The following is a 19,360-nucleotide window of genomic DNA, read 5'->3' on the forward strand; positions in this document are numbered from 1 at the left end:
TCCTTCCAAACCTTACTGTGTCGGGCTGACCTGCTTGGGCCGCATGGTTGCGACGAGCTCAGCCACCTTGATACCGAATTTGCGGAACTGGCTGCGATTGACGATCGCGCCATTGCCGACAAGATACATCCAGTCCGTTGTGTCCAGGACGTGGCCACCCGAGTCTTCGGGCAGTTTGATGCGATAGTTCAGTTTCACACCCGAGCCGCGCTGCCAGCCTTCGCCGGTGCCGACCAAATCGGCAGCCTCGGCGCGGATCTTGCCATCATTTCCAATGGTCAGCTGCCACTCCCGGGCCTGTGTCGCGCCGCTGTCATAGCGAAAATGCTCTGTCATCGTGCCGACATTTCCGTCCCATGTGACATCGAAATCCGCAACAAACCGCGAGGTCACACGACCCGTGGGACCGTAAATCACGCCCTCGCATTCTATGGGGCCGTTGAGATGGGTTCGGATGTCGAAATCCTGGCCCGTGCCTTCGTAGTCTTCGGGTTGCTGCGCCAGAAAACTCCAGTTGCGCTGCCAGATCACAAACAAGGCAAGGCCCATCAGGAGGCCGACAAAAACAAGCAGAACAGCGTCCATCATTCTTCTTCCTCAATTCGGGTCGCGGCCAACAGAGTGATCGCAACGAGCTTCAGGGCACAGGGAACGAGTGCGTACAGCACCGTGAGCAGTGCCAGCGCCTCGGGCGGGTTGGTTGTGCCGGTCTCAAAACCACGCGCCTCCAGCAGGGGAAGTAGCGCGACTGCGGCAAAAGCCAGCGTGAATTTCGTGACAAGCGACCACAGACCAAAGGCCTGGCCCGCCGTCGGAGCAACGCGCGCCATTCGGCGTGCGAACATCGCAGGCAACAGTGTCAGGTCTGCGCCCATGGCCGCTCCCGACCCGATGCACACCAGTGCAAACCAGAATGTGTCGCCCGCGCCCAACGTGGCCGCGCCCGCAAAGGCCACAATGGACAGAACCATGCCGGCCAGCAGCGCGCGTTTGGCTCCGGTCCGGCGCGCAACACGCCCCCACGCGGGTGCCGCCGCCGCGGCCGACAGGAAAAACAGCAACAGAAGCGGGCCTTCCATGCCGGGGGCCTGCAACCGGCTTTCAACGAAGAACAGGAACAAGGTGGAGCTTACGGCCACCGGGGTCGCATTGACCAAAGCAAGGATCAACAACCGACGCGCCTGCGGGTCGCCCAACACAACGCCGAACCCAGCCCCGTCCGGAGCAACCGCGGCCCCCCATTGCCCCCGCATCGCGACGAGCGCCGCAACGCACAGGAGACAGAACCCGAGGGAGAAACCGACAAACGGCGCGCCCGTGCCCAACAGAAGCGTTGGGGCCACGGCCGCCGTGCAGACACCCAGAAGAGCCCCTGTTTCGCGCCACCCGGCCAACCGCAGATGCCCCTTGTTCCCGAGACGCCCCGCGGTCGCAACGCCTTGAGCGTAAAAGCTGATCGTCAGGAAACTGAACGCGGAAAACAGCGCCGTCAGCATAAGCGCGAACCACCAAAGCGGCGCAATAGGCGGCTCCACGGCAAAGAGACCGACCATCGCCGCCCCCAAGAGTGTCACAGCCCCTGCCACCATGGCGGCCCGATTGTGGCGCGTTTTTTCAGCCAGCCACCCCAAGGCAGGATCTTGGACGAAATCCAGCATCCGCAGTACAAAGAGGACTGAGCCGAGCGCCGCGAGGCTGACCCCGAATTCATCGACGTAGAACTTTGGCGCGTGGATATAGATCGGCAGTCCCGCAGCCGAGATCATGGCTGCAAAAACGGCAAACCCCGTCAGGCGCACCTTTGACGCAGGCGCCGATGGCGCGGCGAAATCCGTCACCTCGTGATTTCCTCGGATGGCGGGGAGGGGCGGTTGCGATACACCGCGCCCTTGGCCCAAAGCTTCAGGGCCTGCCAGTGGATCAGCCCCAGAACGCGCCGCGACCCAAAGGGCCTGCGCACAACAGCGCGCAAGACCGTCCAGGATGTCAGCGGCGCACGCGCGCCGGTCAGAGTGGCATACAGCCCCTCGTTCCCCGTGCTGTAGTCAATCCAGATACCCACACGGTCCGGTCGGATATCGAACCGGAACCTGTAGTCTCCCTTAACCGGCTGGAACGGAGACACGTGAAAAATCTTCGTTGCCGCCAGCTGGTCAGTACGCTCAATCGGGCTCAGGTCGTCCTTGTGGCACAGGTAGGAATGGCGATCGCCGAAGGTGTTGCTGACCTCAGCGATGACAACGCGCAGGTCACCCGCCCGATCATGGCAAAGCCAAAACGACACCGGGTTGAAGACATGGCCCAGTATGCGCGGCTGCGCGAGCAGCAAGATACGCCCGTCGGCCACCTCCAGAGCGCGTTGCCTGAGAACATCCCGTACCCACCTGGCGCCGGTCCCGTTTCCGGGCGCGCCCCCGTGGTCGGTATCGCGCAGAGAGGCCAGATTGCGTGCGTTGCGCGAAAACAGGCGCGGTGTCTTCAGGGCAGCTTCCGCGTCGATCATGACGTAATCGATCGAATACTTGAACGCGTTCTCTACACCGCCGCGGCGACCGTGGAAAGTCTGGCCCTGAATATGGTCGAGAACGCTCACGACGCCGCAACCTTGGCGTCGATGGCACGGGCCTTGATGGCTTCGGCCACGTCAAAGGCGCTAGCCAGTCCGTCTTCATGGAACCCGTTCTTCATCCACGCTCCGCAAAACCACGTGTTTCGCATCCCCTGCATCGATCGGATCGCCTCACGCCCGTTTTGCGCTGCCAGATCGTAGACCGGATGGCTGAAGGAGACCGTGTCGTAAATCAACTCCTCCCGGATCGGGCGGGTCGAATTCAGCGTGACAAACATGGGATCGTCTTTGGGGATCGGCTGGAGCGAGTTCATCCAGTAAGTCAGATCGATCTTGTCCGTCGATCCGCCCTTCTGCTCGCAGTAATTCCATGACGACCAGCAGGCCTTGCGGTTCGGCATCAGGCTTGCGTCCGCATGCAACACCGCCTCGTTCGGTTGATACTTGATCCCGCCGAGCGCCGTGCGCTCTGCCTCGGAGCTATCCGCGAGCAACGACAGCGTCGTGTCCGAATGTGTAGCGAAAACAACGTCGTCAAATGTCTCCCATTCGCCCCCTTCCGTGCGCACGAGCGCGCCGCCGGCAACACGCTGCACGCCGACAACGCTGGCACCAGCCCGCGTCTCGACGCCGGACTCGGAAAGCCGGGCCAACAGGCGCGTCACGTATTGAATGGACCCGCCATCGACGGTGTACCACTTGTGCTGACCTGTGGCTGACAAGAGTGCGTGGTTCTGAAAGAACTTCACGAGAGCCTGCGCCGGGAAGTCCAGAATGCGCTGCGACGGCGTTGACCAGATCGCCCCCGACAGCGGCAGAATGTAATAGTCGCGAAACCACGACCCGGTGCCGAGGCGGTCGAGAAACTGCCCGATCGTCACATTCGGGTCGTCCGCCACCTCCAGCGCGCGCCGGTTGAAGGTCACGATGTCCCTGATCATGCGCAGGAACGCGGGACGCCCGAGGTTGCGCTTCTGCGCGAAGACAGTGCGGATCGTCCGAAGTCCGTATTCGATGCGCCCTCCGTCAATGGACGCGGCAAAGCTCATATCCGAGTCCGCGATCGGGACGTCGAGATCGTCAAAGAGCCGGACAAGGTGCGGGTAATTCACGTAGTTGAACACGATGAAACCGGTATCGACTGGCTGGTCGCCGAACTTGCCTGCAATAACCGTCCGGGCGTGTCCGCCAAACCGGCCTTCCCCCTCGAACAGCACCACCTGGTTTCCGCGCGACAGAAAGTATGCAGCACCCATTCCGGATATACCGCCACCAATCACCGCAATCCGTCGCGGCGCGCCCCTCATCGTTTCAAATGGCATGAAGTCTAGATCCCTGAGTGTCTTGTTTATCTGACATACGGACTGTTAGGCCAACTGGATCAATAATTCTGCCTGTTTTCTGGCGTTTCCGGGATTATTCACTAACAGCACGCAAAATTGACGTGCATGCATGGCGCCGAAGCGCTTATGGTCATTGGGCTTATTGTTGCGCGAACGGAGACAGCCCCCGGTGTCGATTGCCACCAAACCGCGTGCCCACCGGCCGCTTGACGCGGATTGGGCAGCCCTGATGATCGCCATTCGTGATCACCAGGACACGCAAGCGTTCGCGCAGCTGTTTCAGTACTTCGCGCCGCGCGTGAAGGCGTTCCTGATGAAATCCGGTGCGAACGAAACGATGGCTGAGGATTGCGCGCAAGACGTGATGACGACCGTCTGGCGCAAGGCGCATCTGTTTGATCCGGCCAGAGCAACCGTTGCGACGTGGGTCTTCACAATTGCGCGGAACCGCAAGATCGACATTATCCGGCGGGAAAAACGGCCTGAACCCGAAGATTTGCCTTGGGGCCCCGAGCCCGAGCCGAATGCTGACGATATCATCGCGCTTGAGCAGGACAGCAAAAAATTGCGCGATGCACTGATCCAGTTGCCCGAGAAGCAACGTATACTCATTGAACGCTGTTATTTCGGGGACCTGTCCCATAACGAAATCGCTGCTGAGACCGGGTTACCCCTTGGCACGATCAAGTCGCGAATTAGGTTGGCACTGGAGAGGCTTAGGCGAGAAATGGATACGACGACAGACTGACATGGCGAACATCAAGCATCATCTGACAGACGAACTGATCATGGCATACTCGGCGGGTGCCCTGCCGGAGGCGTTCAGTCTGGTTGTCGCAACGCACTTGTCGATGTGCGATGCTTGCCGTGCGGCTGTTGAGGCTCAGGATGCTCTAGGCGGTGTCGTTTTGGAGGACTCAGGCGTCGTCGCGATGGCACCGGACGCGCTTGCAAGCTGCATGGCGGCGATTGAAAGCCTGCCGCCCAAGGGACCGATATCGTTCCAGCGACCGGAGGCAGGCAAGGCGGATCCGGTCCTGCCACAGCCATTGCTGGACTACGTTGACGGAGGGATCGACGCCGTGAATTGGCGTCCGGTCGGGCTGGGTGTACGCCAAGCGATCCTGCCAACATCCAAGGACGCGTCGGTTCGCCTGCTATATATCCCCGCCGGAGCTGAAGTGCCGGACCATGGCCATCATGGAACGGAACTCACGCTGGTGCTGCAAGGCGCGTTTCGTGACGAGTTTGACCGCTTCGGGCCAGGTGACATCGAAGTCGCCGATCCAAATGTAGAGCACACGCCCGTGGCAGAGGAAGGCGATGCGTGCATCTGCCTTGCCGCAACAGACGCACCGCTCAAATTCCGCAAAATCTTGCCAAAGATCGCGCAACCGTTCCTGCGCATCTGACGCTGACCGCCCGCTGCCAGGCTATCTGACTGGACGAGCCGCGAAACTCAGGCGCATTTTCAGCTGCGATATGTGGGACGCGGCGGCAGCAAGCGCCGCGTGGCTTCAACAACAAGCTCGGCGGCGCTCTGCTGGGTCTTTGCAAAGTCAGCCTTGCCGTCGATCCTGAGAAATGACGCCCCGTGCACGAACGTCCAAAGCGGAAAGGACTCGCGCAACACGTCTTCATCGACCGTGTCCTTTCCCAGATATGCGGCAACTTGCAAAAGCAGGCTGTTGTAGCAAGCGTGGCCTGCTTCTTCGATCTCGGGACGCTGGTAGTTCTCGGCAAACATCATTCGAAAAACGCCCGGGTTCGCCTCCGCGAACTCGACGTATTCGACGCCTCCCGCCGCAATCGCTTCGAGCGTTCCGAAAGGATGCGCTGCCCCTGCCTCGATAAGACGCGTGGTCATTTCCGCCATGCAATCCACAATCAGCGCGGCCAGCATATCCGTCTTGTCGGCGAAATGCCGGTAAGGTGCGGCGGTAGAGACACCGGCACGCCGGCACGCTTCTGAAACCGAAAAGGCATCAGGGCCTTTTTCTTCGACCAGTTGGCGCGTGGCGTTGAGCAGTTGCTGACGCAAATCACCATGGTGATATGCGCGTTTTGTACGCACCTTTGCTGAATCTGTCATCGCTCGAAGCCCTTGTTATCGTCCTGTGCGAAACCTCACATGTCTCTGCGCAGTCACGCAAAAATAAATGTTAGACTTTCTAACACCACAGGCCTATGTACCTCAATGTAAGACTCTCTAACTTCCGGCGCAACAGGCGACAGCCTCTGATCCGCATATGAGGACGCTGAGATGACCGAACAAGAGATGCCCCGCCACAGCGTGCTGCGCAGCGCCTTGCGACGCAGTCTGATCTTGACAGGCACAGGCATGACATTGGCCCTGGCGGTCGGGCTCGTTGTGGTCGGCTCCGGCCTTATCGCGGCTCGGGCCGCCGATACGAGTGTCATGTCGGAGCAAGCGCCAGCCGCCGTTGCGCTTGCGCCTCTGGAACTGACTTCCAGCTATCAGATCGAAGCGCGGTTTACCGGCCCGATTGAACCCGCTCGCAGTACCGAACTGGGATTCGAGCCCGGCGGCACGCTTGCCGACATTCTCGTCGACGAGGGTGATAGTGTGGACGAAGGGCAAACCCTCGCGCGGCTTGATATCCGGGCGTTGCAGGCGGAGCGCGCGTCACAGGAGGCCACGCTAAAAGCCGCCGTCGCACGGCGCGACATCGCGAAACTGACGGCAGATCGGCAAGGCGAACTGGCCGCACGGGATTTTGCATCCTCGCAACGCGCGGACGAAGCACGCTTCCAACTTGCCGTGACCGAGGCCGACATTGCCCGAGCCGTTGCAGCGCTTGAGGCGATCGATATCTCCATCGCCAAATCGGAACTCACCGCGCCATATGCAGGGGTCATCACGGATCGCCATGTGGATCAAGGCGCACGGCTGGCGCCAAGTCAGGCCATTCTGGGTTTGCAGGACCGCGTTTCGGTCCTGAGGGTCGGATTGCCGGAGGACCTGTCGGACCGGTTACGTCCCGGAAATCAGGTGGACGTCGCCCTGTCCAGCGGTACGGTGACCGGAAGGGTCGCGCGGGTACGACCAGATCTGGACCCTGCAACGCGCACCCGCTCTGTCCTTATCGCGTTGCCTGAGGATGTGGCACCGGTCACTGGGACACTAGCTGCCCTGACGCTGACCCGCACGGTCCAGAACGACGGCGCCTGGGTCCCGATGAGCGCCCTCAGCGAGGGCATCGACGGCTTGTGGACGATCTTTGTCCTCCCCGACGGCACAGACGTGATCCAGCGTGCTGCCGTGACGCTGGAACACATCGCCGGCGACCGCGTGTATGTTGCCGGTGCACTTCCTGGTAATGCGCAGGTCGTGACCGTGGGCACACACCGTCTGAGCCCGGGGCAACATGTGTCCGGCGCTGGCGAGAGTTGAAGCCATGCGCGCCCTGACTTTCAAGAATCCTAGGCTCGTCATTCTGGCGCTGTTGGTCATCATTTCCGCAGGCGCGTCGGCCTTTCTGGCGCTGGGTCGGCAGGAAGATCCGACCATCACGAACCTCAACGCGACGATCACGACCCTCTATCCCGGCGCAGAACCATCACGCGTCGAGGCTTTGGTCACGCAACCTCTGGAAGAGGAAATGCGGGAGCGACCGGAGATCAGTGTAATCGCGTCTACCTCGGCAAGTGGTGTGTCTGTCGTGCGGCTGGAGTTGGACGAAACGACCGACCCCGGGATCATCGAACAGATCTGGTCCGAAGCACGGGATGGCGTGTCCGATGTTGCACGCACTTTTCCCGATGGCGTCCGCCCACCAGAATTCGACAGCGACGGGATTGCGGCGGTTGGTGCCATCTTCGCGGTCAGCCCCACTGCGGGCACGGTCACACCCCCGGTTCTTGCACGTTATGCCGAAGAACTCGCAGAGCACCTGCGCAATGTGCCGGGCACTGCAAGCGTAGAAACCTTCGGGACACCGGAGGAAGAAATTCGCGTGCAGCTGGATCCCACGCGCACGGCTGCGCTCGGTCTGACACCCGATGCGATTGCGGCGGCAATTCGAGCCGCCGATGCCAAAGTGCAGTCCGGGCGTTTGCTGAACGGCCAAACAGATATCCTACTCGACGTGTCCGGTGATATCGAAGCCCTGGAGCGCATGCGCAGAATCGTATTGGTGCGCGGGACCGAGGGCCAGATCACCCGGCTCGACGACATTGCCGATATTGCGCGCGTGCCGCGCATACCGGCCTCCAGCATCGCACTGATCGATGGCAAGGACGCAGTCCTTCTGGGGGTTGAGGCCGGAGATGGCCTGCAAATCGATGTGTGGATGGATCGGGTCAAGACGGCGGTCGCAGCATTCGAGCCATCCTTGCCCGCAGAATTGCATGTCGAGCAAATTTTCGACCAGTCAATCTACACTGCCGAACGTTTGGAACAAGTTGCGCTGAACATGGCGCTCGGCGTCGGGCTGGTGGTCGCGGTTCTGCTGATCACGCTCGGGTTCCGGGCCGCATTGATCGTTGCGACGGTCCTCCCGCTGGTCAGCCTTGCCACGCTCGCGTCAATGAATTTCATCGGGCTCCCGCTGCATCAGATGAGTGTGACAGGGCTGATCGTGGCCCTGGGCCTGCTGGTTGATGCTGCGATCGTCATGAGCGACGAAATCCGCCAAAGGCTCGCCAAGGGCGCAACCCGCCTGGAAGCCGCCGAGAAGGCTGTCGGCCGGTTGGCAGCGCCGCTTTTGGCCTCCACCGTGACGACCGCACTCAGCTTTGTGCCGATGATCCTGCTGCCGGGACCTGCTGGGGACTTCGTAGGGTCCATCGCGATTGCGGTGGTGTTGATGCTGGTCTGGTCGCTTGTCATTGCCCTGACGATTACACCCGCTCTGGCAGGCTGGTTCCTGCCCGACGGTGGGCGTGGGGCGGGCATTCGTTCTGGCTTGATGGGACGTCTGTTTCGAACGTCCTTGCGCTGGTCCACTGCAAATCCGGTTCGATCTATCGCACTCGCACTCGTGCTGCCGGTGATGGGCTTTGTGAGCTTTCCCACGCTGGTTGCGCAGTTTTTTCCCGCCGTTGACCGGAACCAGTTCCATATCGAGCTTGAGATGGCCCGTGGAACGGCCATCACCGAAACCCACCGACTGGTCGAAGACATCGACGCCGAACTGAGGGCGACCGCAGGCGTTACCCAAGTCGCATGGACGTTGGGCGAAAGTGCCCCGGCCTTCTACTACAACCTCGTCGGCTCGCGCAGTTCTGAACCCTCGTTTGCGCAGGCGTTGGTCACCACTGCGTCGCCGGAAACCACAGCGGCGCTGTTGGCCCCCCTTCAGGACGACCTGACCCGTGCCCACCCCGAAGCCCGGATCCTGGTCCGCGGGCTGATCCAGGGGCCACCGGTTGACGCCCCCATCGAGTTGCGCGTTGTCGGACCCGACTTGCGTACGTTGCGCGAGCAAGGCGACGCCCTGAAAGGCATACTGCAAACGGTTCCCGAGATCACGACCGTACGGTCCAACCTCGAAGGCGGCGCGCCGAAACTTGAAATCAACATCGACGAGGCGGCCGCGCGGCTGGCGGGTCTGAGCCTCACCGATATCGCGCGCCAACTACAGGCAGGCCTGGACGGCGTCACCGGCGCGACCTTGATCGAAGCCTCCGAGCAGCTACCCATTCGGGTCGAGCTTGGCGGCGGAGTGCGGGGCGATGCAGAGCGCATATCGCAGCTTCTCATCGTGCCACCACCGGGGTCTGGAGCTGCAAACAGCCAGACCCTGCCCGCACTCCCCCTATCCGCGTTGGCCGATATCGCGCTTGTGCCCTCCGATAGCCCGATTGCCCGGCGTGACGGGGCCCGCGTGAACACCGTCCAGGCTTTCCTCGTCGCGGGCGTTTTGCCTGAGGCGGCTTTGGGTGCCGCACAAGACGCGATTGCCGCTGCGGGGTTCACCTTGCCAGACGGCTATGCGCTGGAAGTCGGCGGAGATTCAGATGCCCGCAACGATACCATCAACAACCTGATGACCCCCCTTGGCCTGATCGTCACCCTGTCGCTCGCCACGGTTGTCATGACCTTTGGTTCGTTCCGGCTGGCCGCCGTCACCTTCGTCGTGGCAATCCTGTCGGCGGGGTTGAGCGTGCTGTCGCTTGCGGTCTTCCAATACCCGTTCGGGATCACGGCCGTGATCGGCGTGATCGGATCTATTGGTGTGTCGATCAACGCGGCGATCATCATCCTGACGGCATTACAACAATCTCCACAGGCGGCAGCTGGGGACAGCGAGGCCATGGCCGACGTGGTGATGGACGGATCGCGGCACATCGTGTCGACAACTCTCACGACCTTTGGGGGCTTCCTGCCGCTGATCCTCGATGGGGGCGGTTTCTGGCCACCGTTCGCAATGGCCATCGCCGGAGGAGTTCTGTTGTCCGCCGTTGTCAGTTTCTACTTCACCCCCGCGATGTTCGCGTTGGTCCGTCCCCAGCAGAAAGACGTGGCGTCCCCCCGGTACGCAGCGCCGCAGACGCCCCCTGATCTCAAGATCGCGGCCGAATAGGCATCAGACCTTAAGGACGATTTTTCCGATATGGGCCGAGCTTTCCATGCGGGCGTGGGCAGCGGCAGCCTCCTCCAGAGCGAACTCGCTATCCATCACAACGCCGATCCTGCCCGCCTCGATCAGTGGCCACACGTGGTCGCGCAGGTCTTGCGCGATACGGGCTTTGGCGAGGTCCGATTGCGGGCGCAGCGTGGAGCCTGTGATGGTCAGCCGGCGCATCATCAACTGCGCAAAATTCAGGGCCACCTTGGGGCCTTGCAAGAACGCGATCTGAACAAGCCGACCGTCATCGGCGAGGGCCTTCACATTTCGCGGCAGGTAATCGCCACCAACCATGTCGAGGATCAGGTCGGCTCCACCTTCGGCACGCAGGAGCTCCACGAAGTCCTCCTCTCGGTAGTTGATCGCTCGTTCCGCCCCCAGCTGCTCACAGGCCGCGCATTTCTCCGCTGACCCGGCGGTTGCAAAGACCCGTGCGCCGAGCGCTGCTGCGAGCTGGATCGCGACTGTCCCGATGCCGGACGATCCGCCATGGACCAGAAACTGCTCTCCACCGGTTAGCCCGCCGCGCGTAACAACGTTGGACCAGACAGTGAAATGGTTCTCCGGCAGACAAGCCGCTTGGTCGAGCGACAGGTTTGCCGGAACGCCAAGTGCATGATCCGCATGGCAAACCACATATTCCGCGTAGCCGCCGCCGGGTGTGAGCGCGCAGACCTGATCTTCGACTCGCCAGCGGGACACATTCTGGCCGACACCGACAACTTCACCCGAGACTTCCAATCCCGGAAGGTCGCTGGCGCCGGGCGGTGGCGCGTAGTTACCTGCGCGTTGCAGGGCATCGGGCCGGTTGACCCCGGCGTAGGCCACCTTGATCAGGATCTGGTCCGCATCCGGCACGGGCAGCGGGCGGGTGCACGAGCGCAGGACTTCGGGTCCGCCGGGTTCCGAAATCTCGACAGCGCGCATGGTCTGAGGCAGGGGCATCGGGTCTTCCTATTTCGGCGTGTAGGAGCCGGGAAGGTCCGTACGCGAGAGTTTGGAGGGGGCTTTGATCTGGCTCAGCACCCAGTTCGGTCCGGCGAACAGGCCCTTGAGCACCGGGTTCTTGTTCACCGATGCCTTGAGGTCTTCGATTTTCATCACGTCGTCAATGCGCCGGTCCAAAAAATCCCACGTCGCCTGATGCCCGTCCGAGCTGTCGCCCAGCCAGTAAAGAACGGTCGAGGAATAGACGCCGGACAGCGTCGCGCGCTTGGTGTACCAGTTCACATCCGTCGATGTGTCGCCAAGGGTCGACCAGATGTGGTCTGCGGTTTCCCAGACCAGCTTCGCGCCCTCGGCGGCGTGCATGGGCAGCGCAAAAAGTGTCGCACCACGGCGCACAGCCTCTTTATCGTCAATACTTTCAAGGCGGTAGCGTACTGCCGTTGCAACCCGGTCACGGAACCGCATCGCCCCCAGATCAGCCGCGCGGAGCTTGGCGACCATGGCCTGATCGCCGCGCCGGTGAAACGCGACGGCCAGATCCAAAGCGCCGCGCGGGAAAAGACCGCGCGCAACCGACCGGTCGATCCCGGCATCGGTGCAGGCCGCCGCGAACGCGGTTTCGGACCAGCCATCGAACGCCACGTGGATCAGGGCCGCATCCAGAAGGGCTTCTTTCAGGTCTGCGGGGGGCTGTTGCGCGTCAGTCATCCAGAATTCTCCGTTTTCACAAGGCCGTAGGTTCCGGCACTGGACAAGGTAGAGGGCCGCTGCTATACGGCCACCTCCTGCTTTTCAGGCAACTTTAACTTAGGAAGGTGGTGACAACCACATGCAGGTCAGCGTTCGCGACAACAATGTCGATCAAGCACTGCGCGCTTTGAAGAAGAAGCTGCAGCGCGAGGGTGTGTTTCGGGAAATGAAGCTCAAGCAACATTACGAAAAACCCTCGGAGAAGAAAGCACGCGAGAAGGCCGAGGCCATCCGCCGTGCCCGCAAGCTTGCCCGTAAAAAGGCACAGCGCGAAGGTATGCTCTGAGGTCCGTGACACGACGCTGAAGGGCGGCTTTGGCGGCCCTTTCGAATAGAACCCCCGTGGCCGACGCCCGGGGGTTTTTCTTTACCTTTCGGAAAGACGCGGCGCGTTTTGTACGTTTTGCAGCATGCGAAAACGGGCCGTTTTACATTTTGTAGCAAAATTTTTCAGGGGCTGCGCAGCGCCTCCACCAGCACGCGGGCCTCGGGACGGCGCAGAACCTTGGCGGCCGTTGGGCCGTAGCTGTCGAGACCGGTTGACTCAAGTTCGGGAAAGAGGGTCAGAACCTCCTCCCGCGCTTCGGCATGGAAAGCGCCAAGCGCGATATCCCCGGGATGGAGGCTTTCGCTAGGCGCGCCTTCGGCCAGAACGATGCGGTGGGCGTCAAACAGGAGGTGGCAATACACAACCGGTCCATCCGGGCGGCAGGTCTCCACACCGTCGAGCGGCAAGAGGAACTTTGCCGGGACCAGAACCTCCGTCACACCGCAGAGCAGTTCGCACAGCGCGCCCGACAGCGCGAGGCGATGGTTCGGCGACACCCAAAGATCGCGCCGCGGCAAGTCGTGGCCAAGCGCGCCTTTGGAGATGCGGATCGGCCAGAGTCCGTGATCGGCCAGAAATGCCGGCAGCACTGCACGCGAACCGGCCCAGGCAACTCTGGCCACGGCCCCATCCGCACATGACACCAGCGCGCCGGGCCGCAGTGCCTCGACGGGTACGTCTCCGTCGGGTGTCTGGATCAGGGTTCCGGCAACGAAACAGGGAACGTCCGTCAGAACGCTCGGGTCCCGCGTGTCGGGGGCGTTGGCTGGGGTGACGTTGAACTGGGACGCGTTGTAGATCACGCCCTCTGCCAGTGGCTGAGACGGGATGTACCCGACGAAAGCGCCTTCGATCTCGACCCGGTAGACCGTGATTGTCGGCTGTCCGGACGCTGTCAGGGTCCAGCCCTGCTCCAGATAGATCCGGCCGCTGTTGATCGGCGTCCCGTCAAGCTCGGTGACGACCCCGGTTTGCGTCAGGTCGTCACCATCTTCGTTGTCGAAGCGATCGCCGTCGAAAAGAAACCCCAGATCGTCACGCGGGGGCGTTCCGCCATTGCCGAGGGTCTGGCCCCCGGCAGCGTCATCAACCGTGATGTTGACCCGGTCAGTGCTCGGGTCATAACCGGTCGAGACCCGGAAGGTCCCGCCACTGTTGGTGAGCGCGCTCGGAGCGTAGCCAATATAGGAGTAGATCGCCACGATCCGGCCTCACGGTGTTGCGGTACCATCTGAGCCTCATGTATCGCGCGCATGGTCGCTGCATACAGCTTAGGCTCCGTTCAACAGGCAAATGAACGGTTTTTTAGGCAAAATGCAATCACAACGGGAGCGATTGCTTAATAGAGCAAGGGATCGTACTTCCACGCGTCGGCATCCGGCGTGACGGCGTCGAGATCCCAGTCCTCTGCGATCAGGGCCTGTGCGGAGGGCTCGCCGAGGTCGGCGGCCTTGCGAATGACCTGTCGACCGAGTTCGACATCGCGGGGCACACCGCGCCCGCGCAACAGGTCCAGCCCGTAATTGAACATCGCCACTTCGGACCCAAGTTCAGCAGCGCGACGGTCCCATTCCGCGGCGGCTTCGGGGTCTTCCGGCCCGGCGAGGCCGTTATCCTCCATCCAGCTGAGCCAGGTCATGCCCTGAACATTTCCACGATTTGCGCTGTCGGTGAAAATCTCGCGCGCTTCCTCGTGCATGCCGGCCTTGGCCGCGCCATACCCCAGCGCACTGTCCATCGGGGTGGGTGTGCCGATCTTCAACCGAGCCAATGCGCCCTTGAGCGACAGTTCCTCGGGATTATGCGTGCCGTGATCCTCCATCACCATTTCATGCGGCCCGGGGCTGTCGGCGAGCGCGGCGGAGCCGAGAAACGCGAGCGCGAGCGCGAGCGCATTGGGAACAAGGGTGCATGGACGGGCGGATTTGAATGGGCGCATGGGGTCCTCCTGGGTTTTGACAGTCCCATCAGGTCACACAAGGTCGCGAAAGATGTCAGATGCCCGCAAGCGCCTTGCAAGATTTTTGCAAGAAACACTCAGGCAGGCGCGCGATAGCCCTGCCCGTGCACGGTTTCAATCACCGCGGGCGCGGCGCGGTCGGGGTCGAGCTTGCGACGCAGCGTGGCGATATGCTGATCCAGCGCGCGGGAGTTCGGCATGAAGTCCCGCCCCCAGCCCGCATCATAGAGCGCGTCCTTGGAGATGACCTGCCCACGGTGGTGCGCAAGATGCCTGAGCAGCTTCACATCCCGCGCGGTCAGGGCAATCTCGCGCCCGTTGCGAAACGCGCTGAGACGGCCGGGCGAGACAAGCACATCCGCCAGCTTGAAGGCATCCGGATCGACTGGCACACTGGGTGCAGCGGCCTTGGCGGGTCGGCGCAGGTACCACAGCCCTGCCGCCAACCCCATGGCAAGCAAGATCCAAACAGTACGGGGCATGGCCGGATGCGTCGGATCCGAGACGAGCGCGCTGCGCACGGCATCCGCGTCCGCGAGACCAAGCGGAGCCGCGAGGGCCGAAGCGTCGGCAACAAGGCAGACGCGATCGCCGGCCTGACAGTAGAACAGCCGGGTCTGGTCAAGCGCGGAGGCGACCCAAACCCCCGCTCCGGCCTTGACCATGATCGCATGCAAGGCGGGCAGATTGTCGAGTACCGCCTGATCCGACACATGCCCGATGCCGTCTTGCGGAGGATAACGCACCGTTCCGTCCTCTGCCCAGATCGCGCCGGACAGAATGGCCGGGTCCCCCCCGAGTCGCAGGCGCACGAGGCCTTCGGTTTCCGGCGTGACCGAGACCAGCGCCTGCGTCATCGGCGCGATGAGGGCCTGCGCGGCATCGACCGGGTTGGCGCGGGGGGCACCGGGAAGGCACAGCAGGCCCAACAGCCCGAAGGAGAAGAAGAGTCGCGACATGGGCACAGTCTAGGCGCGTGGCACCTGTTGGAAAATCCGCCATTCGTCCGAGATGAGTCTTGCCGGTTTGCGGATGGCTGGTACCTTGCGGGCAGTTTTTTTCGAGAGGGTGGCACGATGTCGAAATATCTGAACCTTGCGGGACTGGTGGTGCTGGCATGGGCCGCACCGGCCCTTGCGCATGAGGGAACCGGGCTGGCCGGTGGGTTCCTGTCGGGGCTGAAGCACCCGGTTCTGGGCCCGGACCACGTGGTCGCAATGGTGGCAGTCGGGTTGTGGGGGGCGATTCTGGGCAGCCCCGCGATCTGGGTGTTGCCGTTGGTGTTCCCGCTGGTCATGGCCTTTGGCGGCGCGCTTGGCGTTTTGGGCATCCCCATTCCGGCGGTCGAATTCGGTATTGCCGCATCCGGTCTTGTGCTGGGCCTGATGGTGGCCTTGTGGGTGCGCGCACCGCTCTGGGTGGCTGCCGTGCTGGTGGGGGTCTTCGCGATTTTCCACGGGCACGCGCATGGGACGGAGTTGCCGAACGCCGCCAACCCGTTTGCCTATGCGATCGGCTTCGTCATCGCCACAGGCGCGCTGCACATGGTCGGGATCGCGCTTGGGGCGCTGACCAAACTGCCCAAGGGCAATCTGGCCATTCGCGGGGCGGGCGGACTGATCGCGCTGGCAGGGGCAGCGTTCCTGACCGGGATGGCATGATCCGCCGCACTGTCGCCGCAGCGGCGCTGTTGTGCACACCGCTGCGGGCCGAGGCACATGCGTTTCAGGCCGGGCAGGAAGGATACGACTTGTTCGTGCAGGGGGTGGCGCAGCCCTGGCTGGCACTGCCCACGGCGCTCGTTCTGGTCGGTACCGGACTGTTGCTGGCGATCTGGCGCGAGGAAGGCATGCTCGCGGGCTGGCCGGTTCTGGCAGTCTGTGCCGCGATCGGGTTCGGGCTGGGGCCACTGGTGCCGCCTGTCGGCGTTGTGGCCCTCGCGGCCTTTGCGCTGGCGGTTGGGGGATTGGGCATTCTGGCCCCACGCCTGCCCGGCCCCGGGGTTCTGGCCATGGCCGGGGGGGCGATGCTCCTGAGCGCGCGGTACCTGATGGAGGATCACCCGATGGGCGACCTTCCCCTGCCGTTTCTACTGGGGATGGCCGGGGGGGCGTTGGCGGCAGTTGGCCTGCCTGCCGGGGTCGTACAGGCCAGCAGAACGCTGACTGAGGCGCCGTGGGTCCTGATTTTCTGGCGCGCGCTCGCGTCCTGGGTGGCGGCGGTTGCGGTGTTGATGGTGGCGTTCACCCTGCGCGGTGCCACCTAGACCGGCAGGGCGGTGGTCTTGAACACGGTGCGCAGCGCAAAAGACGACTGGATCTGTGCCACACCCGGCAGTTTCGCCAGATGGCGACGGTGGATGGCGGCAAAATCCTCGGTATCACGGGCGACGACCTTCAGGAGGTAATCCGCCGAGCCTGCCATCAGATGACATTCCAGCACGTCAGGAATGCGCGCGACCGCGGCCTCGAACTCGGCCAGCACCTCGTCGGCCTGCCCGTTCAGCGTGATCTCGACAAACACGGTGGTCTTGCGATCGACCGCGCGCGGGTCGACCAGTGCAACGTAATCCCGGATGACACCGGCCTGTTCCATCCGTGCGACGCGGCGGTGACAGGCCGAGGGCGAGAGATGCGCGCGCTCGGACAACTCAGCATTCGACAGACGCCCCTCACGCTGCAATGCGTTCAGCAGACGGAGATCTGTATCGTCGAGATTGATCATCGCGCAAAATTCTCCCGTATTTTTGATAATAGCACAAAATTGTTGCGCCCTGCATACGCTGCGCGCATGAAATTTCAAAGCAATTCCACAGGGACCTGTCACACTTGGCGTCAGTTGAAACAATCCGCTGCCACCATGGGAGGTTCACATGCTGATCGGATGCCCGACCGAGATCAAACCACAGGAATTCCGCGTCGGCCTGACACCCAATGCCGCTGCCGAGGCTGTTGCCCATGGGCACAGTGTGATCGTGCAGGCCGGGGCTGGTGTCGGGGCCGGGTTTGACGACGCCGCCTACATCGCCGCAGGTGCCGGGATCGTCGATACCGCAGCCGAAGTGTTCGCGCGTGCCGACATGATAGTGAAGGTCAAGGAGCCGCAGGCCGTCGAACGCGCGATGCTGCGCGAGGGGCAGCTTCTGTTCACTTACCTGCATCTGGCCCCTGATCCAGAGCAAACGCGCGACCTTCTGGCCTCGGGCGTTACAGCAATTGCCTATGAAACCGTGACCGCACCGGATGGGTCGTTGCCGCTGCTTGCGCCGATGTCCGAGGTGGCCGGGCGCCTTGCCCCGCAAATGGGGGCCTGGACCCTGCAAAAGGCCAATGGCGGGCGCGGCGTCCTGATGGGCGGCGTGCCCGGCGTTGGCCCGGCGGAAGTCGTCGTGATCGGTGGTGGCGTGGTCGGCACGCATGCCGCGCGCATCGCGGCTGGCATGGGCGCGCGGGTGACGGTTCTGGACCGGTCCTTGCCCCGTATCCGGCATCTTGATGAGGTATTCGGTGCGACGTTCACCACGCGCTACGCAAGCCGGGCGGCCACCGCCGAAGAGGTCGCGCGCGCTGATATGGTGATCGGGGCGGTTCTGGTCCCGGGGGCGGCTGCGCCGAAACTGGTGAGCCGCGCGCAGCTGTCAGACATGAAACCGGGGGCCGCGATTGTCGATGTGGCGATCGATCAGGGTGGGTGTTTCGAAACCTCCCGCGCGACGACGCACCAGGACCCGATCTACGAGGTCGACGGGATCATGCATTATTGCGTGGCCAATATGCCGGGCGCGGTTGCGCGTACCTCCACGCTGGCGCTGTCGAACGCGACGCTGCCCTATATGCTGACGCTGGCGGACAAGGGCTGGCGCGATGCGGTTGCCGACGACCCGCATCTGCGCGCGGGTCTGAACGTGCATGCGGGCAAGCTGACCTACCGCGCGGTGGGCGAAGCGCTCGGCCTGCCGGTCACGGACACGGACCTGCTGGCAGCCTGATCCAGACATGAGAACGGCGCCCCGACCCGGAGCGCCGTTTTCGCATTTACAGGGTCTGCTAACCGGCTTTCTGGATTTCCACCGAGTGCGGATAGGGGATCGAGATCGCCTCGGCATCGAATGCCTCTTTGACCTTCTGGGTCATGGCAAACTTCAGCTCCCAATAGTCAGCCGCGTCGCACCAGAGACGCGCGGTGATATCGACCGAGCTGTCGCCCAGATTTGTCACCCGCACCCAAGGCTCGGGATCGGCCAACGTGCGGGGGTCCTCCGTCGCGAGGCGCAGGATGATGCCCTTGGCCTTTTCCATGTCGTCTTCGTAATCGATGCCGAACACCAGATCGACGCGCCGGGTCTGATGGCCGGAATAGTTGGTGATGATGGTTCCCCACGCCTGCCCGTTCGGCACGATGATCTGCACATTGTCGGGGGTCGCAAGCTCGGTCACGAACAGGTTCAGGTCCTTGACGGTGCCGGACGTGCCGCCCACCTCGACGAAATCGCCAAGCTTGTAGGGGCGGAACAGGATCAGCATGAACCCGGCCGCAATGTCGGCCAGCGTGCCCTGCAGCGCCAGACCGATGGCCAGTGTCGCGGCCCCGAAGACCGCCACGAGGCTTGTCGCCTGAATGCCGAAGATGCCGAGGACCGCGACCAGCACCATCAAGAGGATGACCCACTTGACCATGCTGGCCGCGAAATTGCCGATCGTCTGGTCGATCTGGGGGGTGTTGTTGATGCGCTTGCGCACCACCGCGCCCACGCGCCCAGCCACGATCCAGCCGACGATCAGAACGATCAGCGCTTTCGCTGCGTTCCAGATGAGGGGCAGATACCCCTCAAGTGCTTCATTCATCTGGGCAATGCCCGCCCACAAACTG

At 62.7% G+C, this 19,360-nt stretch carries 20 protein-coding genes; 8 read left to right on the forward strand and 12 right to left on the reverse strand.

Annotated elements, in window-relative coordinates; all coding sequences use genetic code 11:
• Window positions 1–12 precede the first annotated feature (12 nt).
• Genes ACP15N_RS19175 through ACP15N_RS19190 form a run of 4 tightly spaced genes read right to left on the reverse strand, consistent with a single transcriptional unit; the run spans window position 13 to window position 3,891 of the window.
• Complete coding sequence (locus ACP15N_RS19175; protein ID WP_425093926.1) at window positions 13–585, reverse strand: DUF3833 family protein; 573 nt, start codon at window positions 583–585, stop codon at window positions 13–15.
• Entirely contained in the window at window positions 585–1,838 is a 1,254-nt protein-coding gene (locus ACP15N_RS19180; RefSeq protein ID WP_425093927.1) for an MFS transporter, read from the reverse strand. Before ACP15N_RS19180 ends, ACP15N_RS19175 begins: the two co-directional genes overlap by 1 nt.
• Window positions 1,835–2,593: a DUF1365 domain-containing protein gene (locus ACP15N_RS19185; RefSeq protein ID WP_425093928.1), complete on the reverse strand. Its 759-nt coding sequence runs from the start codon at window positions 2,591–2,593 to the stop codon at window positions 1,835–1,837. Before ACP15N_RS19185 ends, ACP15N_RS19180 begins: the two co-directional genes overlap by 4 nt.
• A complete protein-coding gene (locus ACP15N_RS19190; RefSeq protein WP_425093929.1) occupies window positions 2,590–3,891 on the reverse strand; it encodes an NAD(P)/FAD-dependent oxidoreductase in 1,302 nt (433 codons plus the stop codon). Before ACP15N_RS19190 ends, ACP15N_RS19185 begins: the two co-directional genes overlap by 4 nt.
• Before the next feature lie 250 nt (window positions 3,892–4,141).
• Between ACP15N_RS19190 and ACP15N_RS19195 the strand changes: the two genes are divergently transcribed.
• A complete protein-coding gene (locus tag ACP15N_RS19195; protein WP_425093968.1) occupies window positions 4,142–4,660 on the forward strand; it encodes a sigma-70 family RNA polymerase sigma factor in 519 nt (172 codons plus the stop codon).
• A 1-nt stretch (window position 4,661) separates the two neighbouring features.
• The gene (locus ACP15N_RS19200) at window positions 4,662–5,324 is read left to right on the forward strand and encodes a ChrR family anti-sigma-E factor (protein WP_425093930.1); all 663 of its coding nucleotides are present in this window, start codon (window positions 4,662–4,664) and stop codon (window positions 5,322–5,324) included.
• 59 nt (window positions 5,325–5,383) lie between these two features.
• Here the strand turns inward: ACP15N_RS19200 and ACP15N_RS19205 are convergent, their stop codons facing one another.
• Window positions 5,384–6,004 carry a TetR/AcrR family transcriptional regulator gene (locus ACP15N_RS19205; protein ID WP_425093931.1) on the reverse strand — a complete coding sequence of 207 codons (621 nt, stop codon included), beginning with the start codon at window positions 6,002–6,004 and terminating at the stop codon, window positions 5,384–5,386.
• 171 nt (window positions 6,005–6,175) lie between these two features.
• Here ACP15N_RS19205 and ACP15N_RS19210 point away from each other — a divergent pair, with 171 nt between their 5' ends.
• The gene (locus tag ACP15N_RS19210) at window positions 6,176–7,327 is read left to right on the forward strand and encodes an efflux RND transporter periplasmic adaptor subunit (protein WP_425093932.1); all 1,152 of its coding nucleotides are present in this window, start codon (window positions 6,176–6,178) and stop codon (window positions 7,325–7,327) included.
• A gap of 4 nt (window positions 7,328–7,331) precedes the next feature.
• A complete protein-coding gene (locus ACP15N_RS19215) occupies window positions 7,332–10,460 on the forward strand; it encodes an efflux RND transporter permease subunit (protein WP_425093933.1) in 3,129 nt (1,042 codons plus the stop codon).
• A 3-nt stretch (window positions 10,461–10,463) separates the two neighbouring features.
• On the opposite strand, the gene ACP15N_RS19220 is transcribed toward ACP15N_RS19215, so the two are convergent.
• On the reverse strand, window positions 10,464–11,450 hold the full coding sequence (locus ACP15N_RS19220; protein WP_425093934.1) for an NAD(P)H-quinone oxidoreductase: 987 nt from the start codon (window positions 11,448–11,450) through the stop codon (window positions 10,464–10,466).
• Window positions 11,451–11,459: 9 nt separating this feature from the next.
• On the reverse strand, window positions 11,460–12,161 hold the full coding sequence (locus ACP15N_RS19225) for a COQ9 family protein (protein WP_425093935.1): 702 nt from the start codon (window positions 12,159–12,161) through the stop codon (window positions 11,460–11,462).
• A gap of 121 nt (window positions 12,162–12,282) precedes the next feature.
• Between ACP15N_RS19225 and rpsU the strand changes: the two genes are divergently transcribed.
• Window positions 12,283–12,489: a 30S ribosomal protein S21 gene (gene rpsU / locus ACP15N_RS19230; RefSeq protein ID WP_071673777.1), complete on the forward strand. Its 207-nt coding sequence runs from the start codon at window positions 12,283–12,285 to the stop codon at window positions 12,487–12,489.
• Between the two features lie 164 nt (window positions 12,490–12,653).
• Here the strand turns inward: rpsU and ACP15N_RS19235 are convergent, their stop codons facing one another.
• The 3 genes from ACP15N_RS19235 to ACP15N_RS19245 all read right to left on the reverse strand — a co-directional run bounded on the left by ACP15N_RS19235 (window position 12,654) and on the right by ACP15N_RS19245 (window position 15,450).
• A complete protein-coding gene (locus tag ACP15N_RS19235; protein ID WP_425093936.1) occupies window positions 12,654–13,733 on the reverse strand; it encodes a Hint domain-containing protein in 1,080 nt (359 codons plus the stop codon).
• A 137-nt stretch (window positions 13,734–13,870) separates the two neighbouring features.
• Window positions 13,871–14,470, reverse strand: a complete 600-nt coding sequence (locus ACP15N_RS19240; protein ID WP_425093937.1) for a tetratricopeptide repeat protein — start codon at window positions 14,468–14,470, stop codon at window positions 13,871–13,873.
• 98 nt (window positions 14,471–14,568) lie between these two features.
• Window positions 14,569–15,450 carry a winged helix-turn-helix domain-containing protein gene (locus ACP15N_RS19245; protein ID WP_425093938.1) on the reverse strand — a complete coding sequence of 294 codons (882 nt, stop codon included), beginning with the start codon at window positions 15,448–15,450 and terminating at the stop codon, window positions 14,569–14,571.
• Between the two features lie 117 nt (window positions 15,451–15,567).
• Between ACP15N_RS19245 and ACP15N_RS19250 the strand changes: the two genes are divergently transcribed.
• Window positions 15,568–16,152, forward strand: a complete 585-nt coding sequence (locus tag ACP15N_RS19250; RefSeq protein WP_425093939.1) for a HupE/UreJ family protein — start codon at window positions 15,568–15,570, stop codon at window positions 16,150–16,152.
• Window positions 16,149–16,757, forward strand: coding sequence for a hypothetical protein (locus ACP15N_RS19255; protein WP_425093940.1), 609 nt, complete (start codon window positions 16,149–16,151; stop codon window positions 16,755–16,757). Before ACP15N_RS19250 ends, ACP15N_RS19255 begins: the two co-directional genes overlap by 4 nt.
• On the opposite strand, the gene ACP15N_RS19260 is transcribed toward ACP15N_RS19255, so the two are convergent.
• Window positions 16,754–17,212: an Lrp/AsnC family transcriptional regulator gene (locus ACP15N_RS19260; RefSeq protein ID WP_425093969.1), complete on the reverse strand. Its 459-nt coding sequence runs from the start codon at window positions 17,210–17,212 to the stop codon at window positions 16,754–16,756. The two genes, ACP15N_RS19255 and ACP15N_RS19260, sit on opposite strands and share 4 nt — an antisense overlap.
• Window positions 17,213–17,363: 151 nt before the next feature.
• Between ACP15N_RS19260 and ald the strand changes: the two genes are divergently transcribed.
• On the forward strand, window positions 17,364–18,479 hold the full coding sequence (gene ald, locus ACP15N_RS19265; protein WP_425093941.1) for an alanine dehydrogenase: 1,116 nt from the start codon (window positions 17,364–17,366) through the stop codon (window positions 18,477–18,479).
• 58 nt (window positions 18,480–18,537) lie between these two features.
• Here ald and ACP15N_RS19270 read toward each other — a convergent pair whose 3' ends face one another.
• Complete coding sequence (locus ACP15N_RS19270; RefSeq protein ID WP_425093942.1) at window positions 18,538–19,335, reverse strand: mechanosensitive ion channel family protein; 798 nt, start codon at window positions 19,333–19,335, stop codon at window positions 18,538–18,540.
• Window positions 19,336–19,360: the final 25 nt, after the last annotated feature.

Source organism: Tropicimonas sp. S265A, assembly GCF_049800835.1.
Taxonomy (GTDB): Bacteria; Pseudomonadota; Alphaproteobacteria; order Rhodobacterales; family Rhodobacteraceae; genus Dinoroseobacter.